This is a genomic window from Crateriforma conspicua (assembly GCF_007752935.1).
Taxonomy (GTDB): Bacteria; Planctomycetota; Planctomycetia; order Pirellulales; family Pirellulaceae; genus Crateriforma; species Crateriforma conspicua.
Genome location: NZ_CP036319.1, coordinates 202,386 through 223,808, shown reverse-complemented (window position 1 = coordinate 223,808; position 21,423 = coordinate 202,386). Strand labels below are relative to the sequence as shown.

General features: G+C 57.6%; 14 protein-coding genes and 2 tRNA genes. 5 read left to right on the top strand and 11 right to left on the bottom strand.

The features are described 5' to 3' along the window. Window positions 1–101: 101 nt before the first annotated feature. Window positions 102–175: transfer RNA gene (locus Mal65_RS00795), tRNA-Asp, on the bottom strand. A gap of 421 nt (window positions 176–596) precedes the next feature. On the opposite strand from Mal65_RS00795, the gene Mal65_RS26285 reads away from it, so the two are divergent. From Mal65_RS26285 to Mal65_RS00780, 4 genes are all read left to right on the top strand, one after another. Then, on the top strand, window positions 597–770 hold the full coding sequence (locus tag Mal65_RS26285) for a hypothetical protein (protein ID WP_165700988.1): 174 nt from the start codon (window positions 597–599) through the stop codon (window positions 768–770). 239 nt (window positions 771–1,009) lie between these two features. Then, on the top strand, window positions 1,010–1,336 hold the full coding sequence (locus Mal65_RS00790) for a DUF6793 family protein (protein WP_145292771.1): 327 nt from the start codon (window positions 1,010–1,012) through the stop codon (window positions 1,334–1,336). A gap of 87 nt (window positions 1,337–1,423) precedes the next feature. After that, on the top strand, window positions 1,424–3,994 hold the full coding sequence (locus tag Mal65_RS00785) for a hypothetical protein (RefSeq protein ID WP_145292769.1): 2,571 nt from the start codon (window positions 1,424–1,426) through the stop codon (window positions 3,992–3,994). Continuing rightward, window positions 3,991–4,917 (top strand): ABC transporter ATP-binding protein, encoded by a 927-nt coding sequence (locus Mal65_RS00780; RefSeq protein WP_145292767.1) that lies wholly within the window; start codon window positions 3,991–3,993, stop codon window positions 4,915–4,917. Before Mal65_RS00785 ends, Mal65_RS00780 begins: the two co-directional genes overlap by 4 nt. Before the next feature lie 50 nt (window positions 4,918–4,967). On the opposite strand, the gene Mal65_RS00775 is transcribed toward Mal65_RS00780, so the two are convergent. Both Mal65_RS00775 and Mal65_RS00770 read right to left on the bottom strand, forming a co-directional pair. Further along, window positions 4,968–6,233 carry a 3-keto-disaccharide hydrolase gene (locus Mal65_RS00775; protein WP_145292765.1) on the bottom strand — a complete coding sequence of 422 codons (1,266 nt, stop codon included), beginning with the start codon at window positions 6,231–6,233 and terminating at the stop codon, window positions 4,968–4,970. Between the two features lie 215 nt (window positions 6,234–6,448). Further along, entirely contained in the window at window positions 6,449–7,492 is a 1,044-nt protein-coding gene (locus tag Mal65_RS00770) for an aldose epimerase family protein (protein ID WP_145292763.1), read from the bottom strand. 180 nt (window positions 7,493–7,672) lie between these two features. On the opposite strand from Mal65_RS00770, the gene Mal65_RS00765 reads away from it, so the two are divergent. Beyond that, window positions 7,673–8,740, top strand: coding sequence for a tRNA dihydrouridine synthase (locus Mal65_RS00765; RefSeq protein WP_145292760.1), 1,068 nt, complete (start codon window positions 7,673–7,675; stop codon window positions 8,738–8,740). 15 nt (window positions 8,741–8,755) lie between these two features. On the opposite strand, the gene Mal65_RS00760 is transcribed toward Mal65_RS00765, so the two are convergent. The 8 genes from Mal65_RS00760 to carB form a co-directional block, all read right to left on the bottom strand. Beyond that, window positions 8,756–9,790, bottom strand: a complete 1,035-nt coding sequence (locus Mal65_RS00760; protein WP_145292758.1) for a GGDEF domain-containing protein — start codon at window positions 9,788–9,790, stop codon at window positions 8,756–8,758. 391 nt (window positions 9,791–10,181) lie between these two features. Further along, window positions 10,182–11,540, bottom strand: coding sequence for a PhoH family protein (locus Mal65_RS00755; protein ID WP_145292756.1), 1,359 nt, complete (start codon window positions 11,538–11,540; stop codon window positions 10,182–10,184). Between the two features lie 233 nt (window positions 11,541–11,773). Then, entirely contained in the window at window positions 11,774–12,391 is a 618-nt protein-coding gene (locus tag Mal65_RS00750) for an esterase/lipase family protein (protein ID WP_145292754.1), read from the bottom strand. Continuing rightward, on the bottom strand, window positions 12,388–13,791 hold the full coding sequence (locus tag Mal65_RS00745; RefSeq protein WP_145292752.1) for a glycoside hydrolase family 140 protein: 1,404 nt from the start codon (window positions 13,789–13,791) through the stop codon (window positions 12,388–12,390). The genes Mal65_RS00750 and Mal65_RS00745 overlap by 4 nt, the downstream gene beginning before the upstream one ends. A 160-nt stretch (window positions 13,792–13,951) precedes the next feature. Further along, a tRNA-Arg gene (locus Mal65_RS00740) sits at window positions 13,952–14,025 on the bottom strand. An 84-nt stretch (window positions 14,026–14,109) separates the two neighbouring features. Beyond that, window positions 14,110–15,069, bottom strand: coding sequence for a rhomboid family intramembrane serine protease (locus tag Mal65_RS00735; protein WP_145292750.1), 960 nt, complete (start codon window positions 15,067–15,069; stop codon window positions 14,110–14,112). 62 nt (window positions 15,070–15,131) lie between these two features. Then, window positions 15,132–16,571: a sigma-54-dependent transcriptional regulator gene (locus Mal65_RS00730; RefSeq protein WP_145292748.1), complete on the bottom strand. Its 1,440-nt coding sequence runs from the start codon at window positions 16,569–16,571 to the stop codon at window positions 15,132–15,134. Window positions 16,572–17,831: 1,260 nt separating this feature from the next. Further along, window positions 17,832–21,083 (bottom strand): carbamoyl-phosphate synthase large subunit, encoded by a 3,252-nt coding sequence (gene carB / locus Mal65_RS00720; RefSeq protein ID WP_145292746.1) that lies wholly within the window; start codon window positions 21,081–21,083, stop codon window positions 17,832–17,834. Window positions 21,084–21,423 lie beyond the last annotated feature (340 nt).

Below are 21,423 nucleotides of genomic sequence, written 5' to 3'. Positions count from 1 at the left end.
CCCGACTCTCCCGGAGGGAGAGTGATGGGTGGGCTTGTATGAGGGCCTCTGCCAGAGAAAAAGTGATGGCAGCGAGATTGCCAGAGCGGCGAGAGAGAAAGCGACGCGGACGGGACTCGAACCCGCAACCTCCGGATCGACAGTCCGGGGCTCTAACCAATTGAGCTACCGCGCCGGAAGCGTCCGAGAAGTGCTCTCGTGGCGGCTTCGGCAACGCTGGCAAGTTGGCGAAAACGCCCGACTCACCCGCGTGAAGTGCCAAAGTATATCGGCGAAAGAATCCGTGACAATAGCCGTTAGGCGATAGTTCGGCACAGATCTTTGGGTCCGCGTCGACGGTGATTCCGGGTGTGACGATTGGAAAGGCTTTCAGGGCGTCTGGCCGCCAAATTCCGGGAGCTGGAAGCGGGATTTGGGCGTCGTCGCCTGATCATGCGACCTAGGTTTTCGAAAAGCAGCGTTGGGCGATCTGGTTTGATCTGGTCGCGGTTTTGTCGCGGGCCGAGACGGCACGACGGTGCTGCCGGAGCGAAGGTGGCCTGTCGGAAGCGTTGCTCCAAACATCTTTTTCGCAATCACCGTTTTTGGATGAACCCATGTCGCTGACCTATCTATTGGCCGGATTCTCGGTGACCCGCTGGCTGTGGTCGGCATGGGGCGAACTGTGCAGTTACACACTGCACATGTCGACAACGCAGTGGGGAATCTTGGCGGCGTCGACCATCGCGTTCGGATTCATGTGCCTGCGTGGCTATGACATCAAGACATAGATCGGGCTGACGCGGTTTCTGATGGGCCGATGGGGCTGAATTGACGGGTCGCCTGCGTCGCCGACGCGTACCGACGTGGTGTGCTGTGACCAGTGATTGATGAGAGTGGCTGAGACGTTCGACCGCACCGTGCGGGTCCGACAAACTGGTTGCTTCTGCGCAAGGAAGGCGTGCGGATTCGGTATACTTGGGTCAGGCCGTCCCACCGTTTCGCATACGTCAGTTCAAGGAGTCGCAAAGTGCCACTTTTCGAAATCGAAACCGAAGCACATATCATCATCACTTGGGCAGAGACCGAGGATGATGCTCGTGAAGTTGTCTCGGAGGCTTACCCGACCGATGAGGTCGTTCGTTTGACCCGTCGTCCCCGAGATTCATGGGTCATCAGCAAGGGTGCCCTGGGTCTGACCGACACGAAATTGGATCCCTGTGTGATCGCTCGTGATTGCCTGAGCAAATCAGCGGGCGACAAAGTCAACGCGATCCGTTTGTATCGAATGGAAACGGGCAGCGATCTGGAACATGCCCGTCGGGCGATCGAATCGAATATGGTGATGGGCTGGTAAGGCCGGCGATTGCCCGGTCCGCAATGGAACGATACGTTCCGGCCGACGGCACAATCACCTTTCGAATCCGACACGTTCGAGATCACGATGCGACCAAGATACCGAAACGGGTTGATCGCGATCTGTTTGTTGCTGATTCCGGGGTGCAACGGCTGCCGTGACGAATCGTCGTCGGCCAAACAAGACCAATCACTGCCGCAAACCGAGTACACCGACAGTGAACCGGTGGGTTTTCCGTCGGACCGGACGCGATCGGGCATTGCCATCAAACCTGGTCATTGGTTGGCGGCATCGCAGACGATCAAGTCCAATTTGGGTGATCGCCGTGGCCGACTGCAAAGCGAAATTCGTTTCCCGGTTCTCGATCGCGATGGAACGGTAACCGGGCAAAGGCGGACTTGGCCTATTCAGGCGGACCGACCGGTGGTGTTGCCGAAGGGCCAATCGCGGCAGTTCGAATTTCGATTCCTGGCGCCTGCGATCGCGGGCACGATGGGTTCTCAAGTCGAGATTTTTTCACGACTGCAGGTCCGCGGACAGGTCCAACCGGAAACGTTGCGTGGCGGCAGTTTTTCGGTCATGGCGCCGCAGGAATACTTCTTTGTCGTACTGACCGAACGTCCGGAACGTTTTGTTCGGCTGAAAGTGGCTGACTGGGTGCGTCCTTACGCTCGGTTCAGCCAAGCGGCACCGTCGAATCACTATCGCGTGGTGTTGCCGCTGACCGATGGAATGGTCGAAATCCCTGAGACGATGTTGGATTGGTCGTCGGTGTCCGTCCTGTTCTGGGATGACCTTCCGGCGGAAACGTTGACGCCGTCGCAGTGGCAGGCCATCGACGACTGGATTCACTTCGGCGGCCGCTTGATCGTGAACGGCAGTGATGCGGCGGAATCAATTCAGCGGTCGGTCTTGGGCAAAGACCTTCCGTTGCGGGTCATCGGCAACCTGGAATTGGACGCGGGCGCTGCGGAAACCATGCTGAACCGGTTTTCCGTTGAATCGGATCGATCCGTCGAGAAACAAATCACGCTGGTACGCGATGGGACCGCGCGAGTGATGAGCGAGGCCCAAGTGCGTGAGCAAACCCGTTGGGTGGACGGTTCGGGCGAACTGATCGCGCGGCGACCGATGGGCCGTGGCGTGGTGGTTCAGTCCAGGTTTGATTTACTAAGCGAGTGGGCCACCAATTGGGATTCGTTCGATAGCTTTGTCAATTCGGTGATTTTGGATCGACCACGACGACGCTTGACGCAAGAGTCCGCGGATGCCGAAAGCGAGCTGGACCAGATGTATCCCGATTTGCCCGTCGATCAGGACATGGCCTTGATCAACACGGGCATGCGTCTGGCATCACGCGACGCGGCGATTGCGACCCAAAGCAACGAACCAGACGTTGCACCGGAGTCCACCGAGCGTCAGATTCTGGTGGCGGACCAAGGCGGATCCTTTCAGAGTCGCGGGGTCGAGGGCGTCGCCGGTTGGAATTCCATGAGCGGCTTGGTTGCGCAGATCCGCCGAGTGCTGCAGAACGAATCTGGTGTGGAGATCCCATCGATCAGGTTGGTCGGCCGAACACTGGCGATCTATTTCGTTTGTTTGGTGCCGATCAATTTTCTGATTTTTCGCTTGATGGGGCGTACCGAATATGCCTGGTTTGCCATCCCTGTATTGGCGATCGCGGGCGCGGTCTGGGTGGCCAGAGTGGCTCGTCTGGACATTGGATTTGCAAGGAGCCACACGGAGATCGCCGTCTTGGAAACCCAACCGGGTCACGACCGCGGGCACCTGACCCAAGTCGCCGCGATCTACAATTCGCTTTCCACCGATTACGAGGTCGCTTTCGAGACGAACGACGCGGCGGTGGCGCCGTTTGATCTATCCAGTTATCGATTGCGTCGCGGTGAAGTCGCGCCGTTTTCATTTTCAACCTCACCGTCGGAAGGCACCAAGCTGAGCGGGTTTTCGGTCGCCAGCAATCGCACGGAGTTTCTGCACGCCGAACGCATGATCGAATTGGACGGCCCGATCGAATTGAAAGCCCCGGATGACGCCACCTCGTCCGTCGCGGTGTTGCACAACGGCAGTCGGTTTGATTTGCGTGATTGCTATGTGATTCGCGCGGGCGATGACGCGAATGAATCAAAGGTGTCGGTTGCAAAAGTGGACGATTGCGTCGCGGGATCGTCGCATCCGCTGGCTTTCGTTTCGCCATCGGACATTCGCATGCCGGATTCGATCGACTCCGTTGCCACGAAGATTTGGGCTGCGATGATTTGGTCATGGCCGATCGAACCGGGACAGGTACGTCTGATTGGCCGACTAGGACAACGAGTCGATGGCATGTCGATTCGTCCCGCCGCTACGCAGATCTCTGGCGATACGGTTTTGGTGTCGCAACTGAGCTATCCGATCAAGCAGACGTTCAGAAACGACGAAAATTTGCCGAGTGATTTCCGTCGCGTGCTGACGGATGTGGATCCGGTGGAACAGGACGCATTGACGAAATCGCGACAGCGTCATTTGGCCACCAACAGCCCATCGGTTCCACAGCAATTCGTTGCACCGGAGAACACCGAACGTCGCCGTGCGTTGGCGACGACCCGCCGGATGGACACCCCGACCCAGATTCGCATCAGTGGACCCCAGAGCCGATGATCACTTTGGAAGGTTTTGGAAAAGACTACGGCGACTTTACCGCGGTGGAGTCGATCGATTTGCATATCGGTCAAGGCGAGACGTTCGGCTTCATCGGTCCCAACGGTGCCGGAAAGAGTACGACGATTCGCTTTTTGGCGACTCTGTTGCGGGCCAGTCGGGGCCGGGGTGAAATCGCGGGGGCCGATGTCATGGAGGATCCGATCGCGGTCCGCCAGAACGTTGGATACATGCCGGACAATTTCGGCGTTTATGACGGGATGCGGGTGTGGGAGTTTTTGGATTTCTTTGCCGTCGCTTATCGAATCGGACGAACCGAACGACGCCAAATCATCGACAACGTGTTGGAATTGCTGGACCTGACGCACAAGCGTGATGACTTTGTCAACGGTTTGTCACGCGGGATGAAACAGCGTTTGTGTCTGGCCAAAACGTTGGTTCACGACCCTCCGGTGCTGATCTTGGACGAACCGGCAAGCGGATTGGATCCGCGGGCCCGCGTGGAAGTCAAAGCGTTGCTGAAGGAGTTGCGGCGGATGGGAAAAACCATCTTGATCAGCAGCCACATTCTGACGGAGTTGGCCGATTGTTGTACATCGATCGGCATCATCGAACGTGGCAAGCTTTTGCTGCACGGACCGATCGATCAGGTGTACCAAAAGATCCGCAAGAACCGAGTCGTTGAGATTCGGTTCATTGAAAATCAGGACACCGGGCTGTCAGTGCTGCGGAGCCATCCGGGGCTGCGATCGCTGGATGTCGAACCGATTTCGGTCGTCGCCGAATTGGAAACGGATGATCAGGGACTGGCCGACTTGATCGACCAGATGCATGAAGCTGGCGTGAAAATGAAGTCCTTTCACGACCGTGATCCGACGCTGGAAGACGTGTTCATGACGGTCACCAAGGGCTTGGTCAGCTGATGCCGCGTTGCACTGAAAGTCCATCGTGCGACAAAGACGTCGCGGGAAGCTTAGTTGGCTTGACCTGAATCGTCCGAGTCGTCACCGGCTGGCTGAGTACTTGCAGGTTTGGACTCCGAGGATTTAGCCTGCGAGGCCTGGGATTCCGAGGGCTGGGGATCCGAATCGGACGCCGGCGTCTTGGCCGGTTCGTCTTCGGCGGACGGCTTGGAATCATCCTGTTTGTCTGCCGCCTGTTTCTTTTCCGGTGATGCCTTGGTTTGCTTGGACTCCTTTGGTTGCGCAACGGGCGGGAAATCGTCGCCGACGGCCAGCCCGCGATCGATGATCCAAATGTTGCGATACAGCACTGGATCCGAGTGGTTCTGGAACTTCGTCGGCAACAATGTCGGTCCCTCGGGCTGTCCATGTCCGGTCTTGTCGACAACTTCCACATTGTCTTGGACTTTGACACCGTTCAACCAGGAACTGATCCTTGCGTTGCGACGCTTGGAACCGTCGGCATTCCAACGTGCAGCGGTAAACCGTATGTCGTACGTTTGCCAAACCAGTGGCGGCAGGCACATGTTCAGATCAGGAGCTTTGAACCGATAGATCGCGCCGCAACCGTTGAACAACCGTGGCTGGGCGAAGGAATCCAACACCTGGCATTCGTAACGGCTGTGAATGTAGATACCGCTGTTGCCACGAGCCTGGGAATCGCTTTTGGGCATGTACGGCAGTTTGAATTCCAAGTGCAAATCAAAGTCCTGGAACAGCGGCAGCATGTCCGCGCCGACTTTCAGGAACCCGTCGTCGTCCATCGCCCCAGGCTTGAACTGGTCGGTGCCGGTCCCGTCGAACAGGACCACCGCGTCGGCCGGCGGCTTGGCCGAAAGGGAGGGGCTGGCGCGTTTGATCCGCCGGAGTTGTCCGAGGACTTGGCCGTCGACCGACATGACGCGGCACTGATCGGCGTCGAGCACAAAGACCTTGTCGGTCCCGGTCAAGATCATCAGGTCGCCCGAGCGCAAGCCTTCGACCCGAGTCCCGTCGGGATCGTGACCGTCTTGGCCGGGCAAACCGCCGGAGAACAGCAGCCCATCGAAGTCTCGATTTCCCACCGGCCGGACCTGCAGCCCCAGTGTCTGGTCGTCGCCCGACGGATCCGTGACCGAGCCGACAAATTCGCCCAACAGTCGATAGTCGGGCGAATCAGCCGGTGGAGTCAGAAAGGCTTCCTTCTGCGGGGGCGAATCCTGTTGAGCGGTCGCGGAACCGGATGCGACCAGTGAAGCTGCGAGACAGATCAGCAACAGAGCGGTTGAACGACGCATCGAACACCAATGATTTTGTCGGGAGGAAAGAGGTGGGGCAGGGCCATGGATCCGCAGCGACCGTGTCGAAAGGCCGACCGATCCGATTCGAAATCAATCGAATTGACGTGGCCACACCGAACTGTCGCTTGCGAATGCGGAACATTCTAATTGGCGAAACGGAGCCCGTTAATTGGCGAAACGGAGTCCGTTGCCCAGTTCCCGACAAGTCGCCGCTAGTCACTGAGAACGCCGAAACGGTGCAGCGTCGTTTCCCGAAGGGTGCTGCCGGGAAGCAGCAGCGTCGTGGGGAACATCGGGCGGTTGGGCGCGTTCGGATAGTGCTGGGTTTCCATACAGAACGCTTCGTGGCCGCCGACTTTGGCTGAACTGTCATCGCCGGGCAAATGGTTTGCCGAATACAGTTGCATGCCGACTTGGGTCGTTTCGACGTCCATCGTTCGCCCACTGGCTGGGTCGATCACACGCCCGGCCGGTCGCAGAGTCCCCGCCTTCCCACGCACGACATAGCAGTGGTCATAACCATTGGTGTCGGGCAACTGCGCCAAACGCTTGCCGATCGCGGTGGGCTGGCGAAAATCCAGCGGCGTGCCGGAGACGTCGTTCAGCTTGCCGGTGGGAATCAAATCGTCGTCGACGTCCAGCCATTGGTCGGCTTCGATTTGCACGATGTGATCGGTCGCTTTACCGGCGTGCATGGCGCTGAGATTCCAATAGCTGTGATTGGTCAGATTCACATGCGTGGGCTTGTCTGTTTGGGCTTCGTAGTGGAACGACAACTCGTTTTGATCGTTCCAGCGGTATTCGCAAACCACCGCTAGCTTCCCCGGAAATCCCTGGTCGCCGTCGGGGCTGGTCAAACGAAATCGCACGCCAAGGTCATCACCATCCTGGAACGATTCGGATTCCCACAGCCGGTGTGAAAAATTGTCAGCCCCGCCGTGCAGTTGGTGATCGCCATGGTTTTTGTCTAACGGATACTCGACACCGTCGATCGTGAACTTGGCGTGTTCGATTCGGTTGCAAAAACGTCCGATCGTGCTGCCGAAATATGGATGGCGTCCCAGGTAGGGCGACAGCGAATCGAAGGCACAATTCACGTTGACCGATTCGCCGCTGCGGTCGGGCACAACGACCTGCAACAGGCTGGCCCCCCAGTCCATCAGCCCGACCTGGTTGCCGAGGCTGTTGGTCAAAACGTATTTCGAAACGACTTGCTGGTCAGCGGTTTTTCCGAACTCGGTCTGCTGGATTTTCATGGCGTCTGGCGTCTGAGAATGCCTTGGTTCGATGTGTGAAGCGTTGTATTGTGACGGTCAAGAATGACGGGTCGGCCACCGGCCGATCCAATCAAACATCGGCGACGGCTGAATGATGACGCCCGCCGACCTTTTCGTGTAGCGGTCGGTGACCGCGGTCCCCTTGGAACAAACCTGTTGATGAGTCCTTCGGTTCAGCTACGTCCACTGAAAATCGGGAACGTGTCGATCGGTTTCCCGGTCGTCCAAGCCGCGTTGTCGGGATACAGCGATCTGCCCATGCGGGTGATCGCACGCCGTCACGGGGCCAGTTACACGATTTGCGAAGTGATGCTGGACCAGTTCCTGCTGGCTCTTCAGAAACGACAAAAAACCAAGCACTTCCTGGACATCCACCCGAGCGAACCGCCGGTGGGTGGCCAACTGATGGGCGCCGAACCAGAGCAGTTTTCGGCTGGGGCGGCCAAGATGGTCGAAGCGGGTTTTGACATCATCGATGTGAATTTTGGCTGTCCGGTCAAGAAGGTCTTGGGACGATGCCGGGGCGGCTTTCATCTGTCGCAGCCCAAGGTCGCGATTGAAATTCTGCGTCGGACCCGCGACGTGGTTCCGGATTCCATCCCGGTGACCGTCAAAATGCGGCGGGGAATCGACGATAGCCAACAATCACGCGACCATTTCTTCGAAATCATGGACGGCGCGATCTCCGCCGGCTTGGCGGCGGCAACCGTTCACGGCCGGACGGTGGAGCAGCGATACATCGGCCCAAGTCGTTGGGAGTTTCTGACCGAAGTGAAACAACACGTCGGAGACCGCATCAAGATCCTGGGCAGTGGCGACTTGTTCGCCGCGGAGGATGCGCTGCGGATGATCGATCAAACCGGAATCGATGGTGTCACCGTGGCGCGGGGGGCCATCGGAAACCCTTGGATCTTTAAACAAGCCCTTGCTTTGGCCGCAGGCAAACCGTTGCCCGATCCGCCCCGATTGCATCGTCAAGCATCGGTGATGCGCGACCATTTTTCATTGTGCGAATCAACGTACACGGCCGAACGAGCACCGTTGTTGATGCGAAAGTTCTGTATCAAGTATTCGCAGTGCCATCCGAATCACGACGTGGTCCGTTTGGCCTTTGCACGTCTGCGATCAAGGGAACAATTCGAAGAAGTCCTGGCGGAGCACTATGCCGAAGACCTTGCCGGTCGATATGTGCCCCGCGAAGTCCATGGCAGCCAAGCGGAAAGCTGATTCGCCGGCCGGTGATCAGACCGCCGCAGCGATCTTTTCCACCACGGCGCGGTTCCGTCCCAAATCCTTGGCTTGATACAACAATTTGTCGGCGCGGGTGTACCAGGTCACCTCATCGTCGCTGGACCGCAGTCGTGAAACGCCCAGTGAAAACCGGATCCCCGAAATCACTTGACCGCTGTTGCGAAGCTGCAACTGTTGGCTTCCCAAGTGCTCGCGGATCTGTTCGGTGTAACGCAAGATTTCGTCACGGTTGCTGGTGCGTACGAACACCGCAAACTCATCACCGCCGAGGCGTGCGACCGACGAATCACTGCGGCAACTGACAAGCTCCGATGCAACGAATCGTATGACTTGATCGCCGCCCTCGTGCCCGTGCGTGTCATTGATCTGCTTGAAGCGATCCATGTCCAAGAGGACTAAGTAGATCTCGCCTGCATCCGGGTCAAACGTCTGGACCGTCTTTTTGATCAGGGAATCGAAGAAACGTCGATTACCAACACCGGTCAGATGGTCGGTCATCATGCCGCGCTGCGAGGCTTCCAAGTCGGTTTGCAAATGACAGACTTGTCGTTGCGCTTCGTCCAGCTTTCCGGCCATGTCGTCAAGCTGTCGCTGCATTTTGACCGTGCCATCGGCAAGGTTTGCCACACACGCGATCAGTCGGTCGCGATTCTGGTCTTCGGTCTTCAAAATATCGCTGGCTTGCTGAATGGAATCACCAAATTCGGATCCCGCGTCCTTTTGCTTCAATACGATGGTTTGCAGCTTGGACAATTCGGCAGCCAACGCATCTCCGATACTGGCACCCGTTTCCTGCCCTTCGACACAAAATTGTTGATGCAACGATGCCAGCAGATCAACGCTGACGGACTTTGCGTCGTTGACCGCATGATCTAAATGTTCCAACATCGCGTCGTCGGCACCTTCGATATAGCGGTACCAGACCTCATAGATCTCCGGCGTCGGCGGTGTGCTGAATTCACCCACCAAACGCAAAGCTTCCTTTGCGATCGCAAATGGATCTCTTTGTGGCGATTTTTGCGGCACTGAATTTTTCGTCCGTTGATTTCGTGATTGTCTTGTGGGCAAAGGATGCAATCAGGCCGCCCCATCAAAGCCGTCCTGCCCATCGCTGGTAAGCGTGATCATGATCGATCCACGCCTCCATCGCTGTGTGACAATGTCGTCATTGGGAGTCTAGGTTATGAATTCAAACGGCGATTCCCCCCCACAAGAATGTGGCGTGTCGGGTTTCCCACCCAACTAATAGTTCCGATTCTTCCGGCGACAACGGTGCGGAGCGACATCCCAAATCGACGTCGCCGATCCGAACCGCAACGCCAATCGTTACAACCCGCACATTCCAACGGCGTGGGCTTGTCCAAACCGTCGCCGACAAACAACCCCAGCCTCGGTCGCAAGGCCGTAAGCCCCGGTTCTACAGCAACGCCGTGGCCAGATCGGCAAGCTCGGATCGTTCACCCTTTTCCAGCGTGATGTGGGAATAGATCGATTGTCCCGTCATGCGGCTGATCAGGTAGCTCAGCCCGTTGGACAGGGCATCCAGGTACGGATGGTCGATCTGGTTCACATCACCGGTGAAGATGATCTTGGTCCCTTCGCCGGCGCGGGTGATGATCGTTTTCACTTCGTGTGGCGTCAGGTTTTGGGCTTCATCGACGATGAAGAACGTCCGCTGCAGCGTGCGTCCTCGGATGTACGCCAATGGCGTGATCACCAACTTTTCAAGCTCCAGCATCTGGTTGATGCGTTGTGCTTCCTGCGACTTTTCATCGAACTGATGCCGAATCACGGCCAGGTTGTCATACAGCGGTTGCATGTACGGGTCCAACTTGGCGTGCACATCGCCGGGCAAGAATCCCAGATCACGGTTGCTGAGTGGTACGACCGGTCGAGCCAACAAAATCTGTCGGTATTCGGATCGCCGGTGCAGGGCGGCGGCCAAAGCCAACAGAGTCTTTCCGGTTCCGGCTTTGCCCGCGAGCGTTACCAATCGGATTTCGGTGTTCACCAGCGCGTGCAACGCAAACGATTGCTCAGCGTTGCGGGGCGTGATTCCATAGCACCGCGTCTTGTCGACGCGGTGATATTCCTTTTTCGATTCGTCGTAGGATGCCAAAACGGATTTGGCACCGCTGCGAAGGATCAAGTTCTCGTTGGGAACTGGCGGTGGATCAACGGGAACCGTTTCCGCGGGAACCGCATGACCATTGTCATAAAACTGATCCAATGCGGCTTCTTCGATTTCCACACGGCGTTTGCCGGTGTAGAGCTTGTCGACGCTTTCGACCTTGTCGCGAATGTAGTCTTGCGCGACCAAGCCAAATGCTTTCGCCTTCATTCGGATGTTCGTGTCCTTGGACACCAGCACCACGGGGCGATCTTCGTGATCGGATAATTCCAACGCCGTACCGACGATACGGTGATCGGGTGAATCTTGAAAGAACGCTTGCTTGATGCGTTCGTGTCGCCCTTGTTTCCAAACCACACGAATCCGACCGTATCCCTGTCCCAGGGATGCACCTTGTCCGTTCAGAACATCGCCGGTCAATTCATCCAGCACACGCAGAAAGGCTCGCGCCTGATAATTGATGTCGCCGTGGCCTTTCTTGAATCCGTCCAATTCTTCCAGAACCGTGATGGGAATGACCACATCGTGTTCCTGGAATGAACGTAGGCACTGGGAATCGTGCAAGATGACGTTGGTGTCCAGTACAAACAGCTTTCGCTTGATTTCCTGGCCGGTCACGCTTGCACTCCTACTACGCTGATCCATGTTTGGAATCCCCAACGCCACACCTCCGTTATCAATCGCGGTGGAAAGAAACCGTTCAAGGGCGCAGCATATCGCAGTTTTCCACAGTCATGGTTTGCATGGGATGACGCCGGCAACCGTATCCGCCCTTGTGAAGGATTAAGGCATGACTTTGGAGCCACAAAACGCCGGAGTGAAAGTCCGAAGCCCCGCCGATTCGTAAAACCGCTTGGTCGGCAAGCGATCACGAAAGATTAACCTTGAAGAAACGAACCGATCATTCGATGCACATTCGGTTGTAACACAATCGTCAAATGCGTTGCCCAAACTTGGCGAACGGTGACGTTCGACAAATGGCCTAAATCGCATTGACGCAGGCTTTCATCGGGCTTGGCCCAGATGACCAAGCGACGCAGGTCTGGGTCACAGTCCAAGTTGGCTTGCGCTTGTTCGGCATTCATGATGACGGCAATTTCCGGCATCAAGTTTCGGCTGACGCACCAGGCCAACGTCGGCAAGACACCCGCCTTCATCACCGGAGCCAATGACACGAGCGCCCCGACACGATGATGTGAAGTTTTGGCGATCGCCGCACGAGAAACCCAGTCGCCGAAACTGTGAGTGACCAAGGCGGTGTCTTTCGGCGTTTCGCCGGAATCCGAAGCGATGGTCGATGCCAGTCGGTCGACACTTTCGTCCAATCGACGAAACGCCAAACGGTCGTGCCAGTATTCGACCTGTAACCCATGCCGGTTCAGAAACCGACCGATCAACCCCAAGGCCCAAGCCGGTTCCAACAGTCCGTGAACCAAGATCACACGATGAATTGGATGATTCGCTGAAGAATCCTGTGATGTCGCCGCTGCATTCATTTGACGCTTTCCAGCACCAGAACCCAATCGTTGCCGCGGCCACGGCTGGGCGGAGTGAACGTTTGAAATGCAACGCTATCCATCGTATGCAAAGCTTGGGATTGGCCGGTCCGCGGATCGTACCAAGATGCACGCGTCCTTGGTTGCCGCATCAGCGATACATCGATCATGAACGGTTCGCCTTGTGGTGAATAGACCATCGCCAGTGCACCATCGTCGGATCGCATTCCGCGCACGTGAGCACCTCCATGCTTCGGCGCATCAACAATGAATTCGCGATCGGGACGCAGCGTCTGATAGTCGTATTGTTCAAATAGTTTCCTGACCCATCCCATTTGGGCTGCACCGGGATCGTCCAGGGCTTGATGCCAAGGCACGTCGGCATGGATGGCCGGCGAGACGTCCGTCGACCACATCTGCCAAACACTGTTGTTCCCATAAGTGTGACCACATGCGCCGGACATCATGGCCCACCAAGCCGCTTGACGGACATCGTTGTCGTCGAACCGGTCGTCCGGATTCATCCCCTTCAGGTAGAAACCCACCGGGATGCGCTCATAGCGTGGCTCGCCATCAAGCGTCGGTTTGACCGGACGAAGTTCATAGTCATGCCGGATGAAGCGACCATTGTCATGATCTCTGGCCGCATGAGAGGACTGGACCATGTTGAAATCCAACCAAGACGCGTTGTGAAAATAGTCCGATGATCTTCCTGGCCCACGCGGATGGAACGTGATCAGGTGATGTCCTTGGTCACCTTCACGCAAACCTTGGGCCATCGATTCGACGATCTGGCGGTCTTGATCGTTGTAAATATTACGGTCACCTCCCAAGATCCAAATGATGGGATCGGTGGAATAGCGAGCGGCGATCCAACGACCATATTCCCTGGCATTGTCCACATCAAAAACGCGTGACTTTCCACCGCCTAGACTGGACCAATGACTGCCCCAAGTCGGCAACATGCCGATCACGAGACCTCGTTTCGCGGCGGCCCCGACTACATAGTCGACATGGTCCCAGTAATCATCGTTGTTTCCGGGGCGGACATCGGGACGCGCGGGATCCTTGTCCACCAACGGTGTATGGCCATACGCGTTGGCCGTCCCCAAACCGTCGCGTTCGGCCAAGACGACCGCTTGAATCACCGTGAAGCCCTTCGCCGCCCGGTCGTCCAAATATCGATCCGCTTCCTGGCGATCCAAACGGTGAAACAACTCCCAAGCAGTATCGCCCAGATAGAAGAATGGTCGACCGTCGCTGTACTGCAACCAACGCCCCGAAGGCGAGACTTGCAGTCGGGTGAGATTCGGATCGGCCTGCTCCTGAGCGATGCCGACGCAACCTGTCCCGAAAAAGAGGACAACCAACCCACATGCCGCCGACACCAAATTTTTCATCGGAACTGTCCCCATCACAGGTGCATTCGTTAACGCCTAGAAACTCATCATGGCCGCCATGATAACGCCGGTGAAACACGTTCATCACGTTGCAACGTGCGACAGACAACGACGCGGTTTCGGAGACAACCGCAAGGCCAGAGAAGACCTGAGAATCCAATACGCCCGGCGGGATTCGAACCCACAACCTTCGGCTCCGGAGGCCGACGCGCTATCCAATTGTGCCACGGGCGCGGTTGAATGCTTTTGACAACGTAGTGTGACGGGCAACAACGCGAGACGTCAAGCATCGCCCGGCCCATGACTGGGGACACATCGTCAGCCGATCGCGACGACTTGTTTGGCGACCCAAAGCGCGATCACCCAACAAGCGGAGATCAACGACACGCCGATCCCCAGGGCCGCCCAGGTCACCGGACGTGAATCCAGCCAACGATCGGACGCTCGCAGCAACGGCAAAGCGAGCAAAAATCCGGCGACCATCCCGGCCGCGTGCGCGCCCACATCGGTGCGCTCGTCGCCGATGCCCAGGTATCCGAACAGAATCAGCCCACAGATGACCGGCGCCCACCGCACCAGCGGACGCGTTTCCGATCCTTGTCGGGTCGAAACGACCGCGTGTGCCAAGATTACCCCCAAGGCCGAAAACACCGCCGTCGATGCCCCGATCGAAACGTGTTCGGCCGGTCGCAGCAGGGCATTGATCCCGTTGCCCAAAGCACCGCCCAGCAAGACGACCAACCAACCCGGACCGGCGCCCAGAATCCTGGATGCCATGAATCCGAACACCGATCCGTAAACCAGATTAGATCCAAGGTGTCCCGGATCCACGTGAAGGGTCAGCGCGGTCACGGTTCGATACCACTGACCGGCGATGACATCGGCGGCACTCATTTGCCCGGCCAAGTACCAGTCATGTCCCAGGGCATGCTTGGCAGTCAGATAGGCGACCGCCATCAATACCAAACAGTAGATCACGACACCGAAAAGCGATCCGGTGCGAACGATGCTGGACGGTGCATGCAATGGCGACGACGTGTGACCGGTGGCCGATTCTTCGCGTTGGTATTCGCCCAGTTCGGCCAGCGCGCGTGACGCGTCTTCGCTGTGGACGACCAAGTACCACGTCCGTTGCTGACGAACCAATTCGAACGGAATGCCGGTGGCGCCCAACACCAAGCGATACTCGGAACTGGTGGCGGAACATCGCGTTTGCGCGACGATCTCGTAACCCTCGGCCGGTTGGAACACGTGACAGCCTTTTGCAATTCGGTCCATGAATGAAAGGATCGGACGCCATCCCCTGACATCCCCCGGTCGCCGACATCAACGGCCTGGCGTCAGGCTTCTTCGTCGTTCTTGTATTGGTCCAATCGACGATACAGCGTTCGTGCACCGATGCCCAAAATCTTGGCGGCTTCTTCGCGGTTGTCGCCGGTCAGCTTCAACGTCTCTTCGATCGCCCAACGTTCGATCTGGCTGAGCGGTTGGCCGATCAAGTCACTCGGACCGCCGGAGGCGACGACGATTTCGCCGGCATCCTCCTGGCCTTCGCCCGTCAGTTCCGGTGGCAAGTCGTCAACATCCAATGACTGATCGGTATCCAAAACCACCATGGTTTCGACGAAATTGCGCAATTGTCGTATGTTCCCGGGCCAGTCGTAGGCAAAGAAACGTTTGGTCACCGCGGGAGTGAAATGTGCGGTGGGTTTGTCATGGCGTCGCAAGAAGTATTTACGAAAGTGATCCATCAATGGAATCACGTCATCACGTCGGTCGCGAAGCGGGGGCAGTTCCACGGTCACGACCTTCAATCGAAAATACAAGTCGTTGCGGAACGTTCCGGCTTCGACCATTTCCTCCAGCGGTCGATTGGTCGCACTGACCAGACGCACGTTGACCTTGATCGGTTTATTGTCACCGACGCGGGTGATCTGACTTTCTTCGAGCACACGTAGCAGTTTGATCTGCGTGCTCATCGGCATATCGCCGACTTCATCCAGAAACAGTGTGCCGCCGTTGGCGTACTGGAAAGCGCCTTCGCGATCGGACACCGCATCGGTGAAGGAACCTTTGACGTGGCCGAACAATTCGCTTTCGACCAACTGTTCGCTGACCGCGCGAGTGTTGATGGCGACGATTCGTTTGTTCCGGCGGGGGCTGTTTTGATGAATCGCCTGGGCGATCATCTCTTTGCCAGTCCCGCTTTCGCCGGTGATCAACACGGTGGCATCGGTGGCCGCAATGCGTCGCAAACGATCGATGACCGTCTGCATCTTCTTGCTGGTATAGATGATGCCTTCGAAACCAAATCGTTCATCCAAACGCTGCCGCAGTTCGGTGTTTTGACGTTTCAGCCCGACCTGTTCGGCCGCCTTGGCCACGATCGCACGTAAGCGATTGGGCGTGATCGGTTTTTCCAGGAAGTTGAACGCCCCGATTTGCATGGCTTCGACGGCGACGGGCACGGTGGCATGACCGGTGACCATGATGACTTCGCAGTCGGGCAGTTTTTGCCGCGCGAGCGAAAGGATCTGCATCCCGTCGACATCGTTCATCACCATGTCGGTCACGATGATGTCGTACACGTCGCTTTCGATCCGCTTGGCCGCTTCCGGACCGCTGGTGGCGACGTCGCATTGGTACCCGACCTTTTCCAAACTGTCCGTCATCGCACGAGCGTGTGCGGCTTCGTTGTCGACGACCAACAAACGAAGATTGGACGGGTCGATCGATGGCTGGTCAGATTCGGCGTCGGAGGCGTCCGTCTTCTTTGACATGTCGTCGTCAAGCAAATCGAGCGGGTGAGAAAAATCGGTTGGATCGGACCGATCAGCTTACGACAATCTGTGACGGCTTAGAACCATCGTGACGCCCCACCGCCCGTCGGCCATCGGATCGTGTCCGGGGCCGTCCCGATCGGCGATTTTCCGACCGGTGGGCGCATAAAAAAAACGGACCGCGGTTCAAACCGCCGGCCCGTTTATTTCGCTGTTGGCGCCAGAGCCAATCCAGTGCCGATTAGTAGCAGCAAGGATCGGGGCAGCACGATTTGCGAGCGGCAAACTTTGCCTTCAGCTTCGCGAACAGTCCGCAGCCCTTCTTGGGAGCCGGGCAGCAGGTCGGAGCAGGTTCGCAGCAGACGGGCTCGGGAGCGCAAACCGGGGCGGGTTCGCAGCAAACGGGCTCAGGTGCACAAACCGGTGCGGGCTCGGGGCAGCAAACCGGCTCGGGAGCGCAAACGGGAGCAGGAGCACAAACCGGTGCCGGCTCGGGGCAGCAAACGGGCTCAGGAGCGCAAACCGGCTCGGGAGCACAAACAGGAGCAGGCTCGCAGCAAACCGGCTCAGGGCAGCAAGCGTCTTTCTTGCAGAACCGTCCGAACAAACCAGCGTCGGCTTGCGGGGCTGCGACGATGCTAGCGGCGACCAACAGGGTCAAGGCCAAAATCGTTCGAATCATCTGATTCACTCTCTACACAAATGAAGTAGTGGAATGCCCGCCTAGCTGGCAAGCTGGGCAAAGTTTATGGATCGCACGGACTGCGTCAACCAAGGGCAACGGGGCAGTCCGCGAACTTTTCCGCTCACTCCATTCCTTCGCATCCGAACACTAACGTGGCAGAAGCGATGCAAAATTGTCGCACCCGGCAGCTCGCCGTGCCCGAACGCACATCCGGTGCCGGATCCACCGCGGTCCACCGTGACGGTTCGCGGCGCGCATTTGCACACGCCTTAATGGTATCCAGGAAGCCGAAAACGGGCCGAATCCCAACACGGCCGACCGAGCATCTCGGACGCTCCGGTCATGAGATTGCCCCACCGCTTGCCCCCAACACGATGCCCAAGCACACCGCGCGGAACAGAATTTCGTGACCGTTTGGCGAAGCGATTTTCGAAGGAATGTCTTCACAAATTCCGCACACGACGCCGTGTCGAGTCGCGATACCGCGTGGAGCCTGTTGATAACCTGTCGCTGTGTTGACGCGACAGGGCGTTGCCCCGTCGCCCAGATGAACTGATTCAGCGGTCCGCGATGCCCTAGGAAGCGCCGGCGTAGCGTGTCTGCAGCGATTCAACCTGGATCGGGTTTTCCCGCATGGCTTCCATGGCGTTGATCGCCGCTTCGGCTGCGGACAACGTCGTGATGCAGGGCACGCCGTACTGAACCGCCGCGGCACGAATTCGGCCTTCGTCGGTTCGTGCTCCTTTGCCGCTGGGCGTGTTGACGATCAGTTGGACGTCGTCGTTCTTCAGAAAGTCGATCAGGTTCGGGTGCCCTTCGGCCAGTTTTCGGACTCGCGTGCACTGAACACCGGCTTCGTCCAGCCGCTGGGCGGTGCCTTCGGTGGCCAAGATTTCAAACCCGAGTTCACCAAGCCGCCGGCCCAAGTCGACCACGGCGTGTTTGTGCCGGGCGTTCAGGCTGAGGAAGACTTTGCCCGATTCGGGCAGCACATTGCCGGCAGCGATCTGGCTTTTGGCAAACGCGATGGAAAACTGTTCGCTGATTCCCATGACTTCGCCGGTCGACCGCATTTCAGGTCCCAGGACGATGTCCACACCGGCAAACTTGCGGAACGGGAACACGCTTTCTTTGATCGAAACGTGCTTGGGCACCGGTTGGTCCAGAATGCCTTGTTCCTTCAAGCTGATTCCGTTCATGACTTTGGTCGCGATGCCGGCGACGGGGACCCCCGTGGCTTTGGCAACAAAAGGCACGGTTCGGCTGGCCCGCGGATTGACTTCCAAGATGTACAGGACCGGTTGGCCGTCTTCGGTTTTGACCGCGTATTGAATGTTCATCAGCCCGACGACGTTCATCCGCTTGGCCAGCCGCACGGTGGCGTCCCGAATTTCAGCGATCGTTTGTTCGGTCAAGCTGAACGGTGGAATACAGCACGCCGAATCGCCACTGTGCACACCGGCTTCTTCGATGTGTTCCATGATTCCCATGATCACACAATCGGTGCCATCACCGACCGCGTCGACATCGACTTCGATGGCATCTTCTAAGAACGAATCGATCAGAACCGGTTGCCCGTCGGCGACGATGAACGCTTCGGCCACGTATCGTTCGAATTGCGACTGGTCGTAACAGATTTCCATCGCCCGACCGCCCAGAACAAAGCTGGGACGCACCAGGGCGGGATAGCCGATGCGTTTGGCTTCGCGTTTGGCTTCGGACATGTTCCGTGCAATGCCCGACGGCGGCTGGCGCAAGCCCAATTCTTCGATCAGTTGCTGGAACAGTTCGCGATCCTCCGCCGCCTCGATCGTGTCAACGCTGGTTCCGATGATCGGAACGCCGGCGGTTTGCAAGCCGCGAGCCAAATTCAACGGTGTTTGACCGCCGAACTGCGCGATCACGCCGTCCGGCTCGGTCGCGTCGCAGATGTTCAACACGTCTTCGATGGTCAGCGGTTCAAAGAACAGGATGTCCGACGTGTCGTAGTCGGTGCTGACCGTTTCCGGATTGCTGTTGACCATGATTGCTTCATAGCCGATGTCTTTGACGGCGAAGCTGGCGTGGCAACAACAGTAATCGAACTCGATTCCTTGCCCGATCCGGTTGGGGCCACCGCCCAAGATCACGATGCGTTTCTTGTCCGACTTGCCGGGCAATTCGGTTTCGGTTTCGTAGGTGCTGTAGTAGTACGGGGTGTAGGCTTCGAATTCCGCCGCACAGGTGTCGACACTTTTGAAGACCGGCCGGACGCCAAGTTCCAAGCGTCGTGCGCGAACTTTGACTTCGTTCGTTCCCGTCAGTTTGGCCAGTTGGCGATCGGAAAAACCGTCGCGTTTGGCGTCGCGCATTTGATCGGCGGTCAACGATTCCAATGATCCGACCGTCCCCAGCCATTCTTCGCGTTCGACGATCTGCGCGATGTGGTCCAAGAACCAGCGATCGATATGAGTCAGTTTGTAGATTTCATCGATCGTCATGCCGGATTTCAGCGCATAACGAATGTGGAAGATTCGTTCGGCGCCGGGGACGGTCAACTTGGCTCGAATCTCATCGTTGCTCGGTTGATCCTCGGTTCCCCAAAGGTCGCGTCCATCGCTGCCAAGACCGAAGGCGCCGATCTCCAGACCACGCAGCGCTTTTTGAAGAGATTCTTTGAAGGTCCGACCGATCGCCATCGTTTCGCCGACGCTCTTCATTTGCGTGGTCAACGTGGCATCGGCATCTGGAAATTTTTCGAACGCGAAACGCGGGATCTTCGTCACCACATAGTCGATCGTCGGTTCGAAACAGGCTTTCGTTTTCTGGGTGATGTCGTTGGGGATTTCCCACAAGCGATACCCCACGGCAAGCTTGGCGGCAATCTTTGCGATCGGGAATCCGGTGGCTTTACTGGCCAGCGCACTGGACCGGCTGACCCGCGGGTTCATTTCAATGACGATCATCCGGCCGGTATCCGGATTGATCGCGAACTGGACGTTACTGCCGCCCGTTTCGACGCCGATTTCACGCATCACGGCCAAGCTGGCGTCGCGCATCCGCTGGTATTCTTTGTCGGTCAACGTTTGTGCCGGAGCGACGGTGATCGAATCACCGGTGTGGACCCCCATCGGATCAAAGTTCTCGATGCTGCAGATGATGACCACGTTGTCGTCCATGTCCCGGACGACTTCCATCTCGTATTCCTTCCAACCGATGATCGATTCTTCGATCAAGACCTCGGTGACCGGCGACTGGTCCAAACCGTTGCGGACCAGGGCGTCGAAGTCGTCTTTGTTGTAGGCGATGGCCGATCCGCTGCCGCCCATCGTGAAGCTGGGCCGAACCACCGCGGGAAGGCCGACTTGTTCCATCGCCGCGCGAGCCTCTTCCAAGGTGTGGACGGTGAAACCTTTGCAGACGTCCAAGCCGATCTTTTCCATCGCGGCTTTGAACTTGTCCCGCGCCTCGGCCTTGTCGATCACGTCAGCCCGAGCGCCGATCATTTCCACGCCGTACTTTTCCAGCACACCGTTGGCTTCCAAATCCATCGCCACGTTCAAACCGGTCTGGCCACCCAGGGTGGGCAGCAGAGCGTCGGGACGTTCCTTGGCGATGACCTTTTCCAAAACCTGCCAAGTCAACGGTTCGATATAGGTCGAATCCGCGGTGGCAGGGTCGGTCATGATGGTCGCGGGGTTACTGTTGACCAGAACCACCTCGTAACCCTCTTCGCGTAGGGCTTTACAGGCCTGGGTCCCGGAATAATCGAATTCGCAAGCCTGTCCAATGACGATGGGCCCGCTACCGATCAACAGAATTTTCTTGATGTCGTCGCGACGTGGCACAGAACACCTAAAATCAAAGCGAGAGATTGGTCGTGAAGACCAGCGGTATGCAAAATTCCGGGCAGGATATCACGCTACCCTATCCATTGCGTAGGGTGCGGACCGCGAACTGGCCGTCGACGGGCCGTTTCGCTCCGTTAGCCGTCTCTTGTCCGGGGCATCCCACCGATTGGCGTGCGATTGCGCTGCTTTGCCCGAATTGATCGCCTCGGATCGAACGATCCGGCTCGCTCCGATTGAACGACCAGCCATCAAACCGGCTGATAACCGACCGCAAGCCCGGTGTTTCCACCAGAAAGCAGAGACGCCGCAACAACACCGATCACGGGTCCCGGCGGGT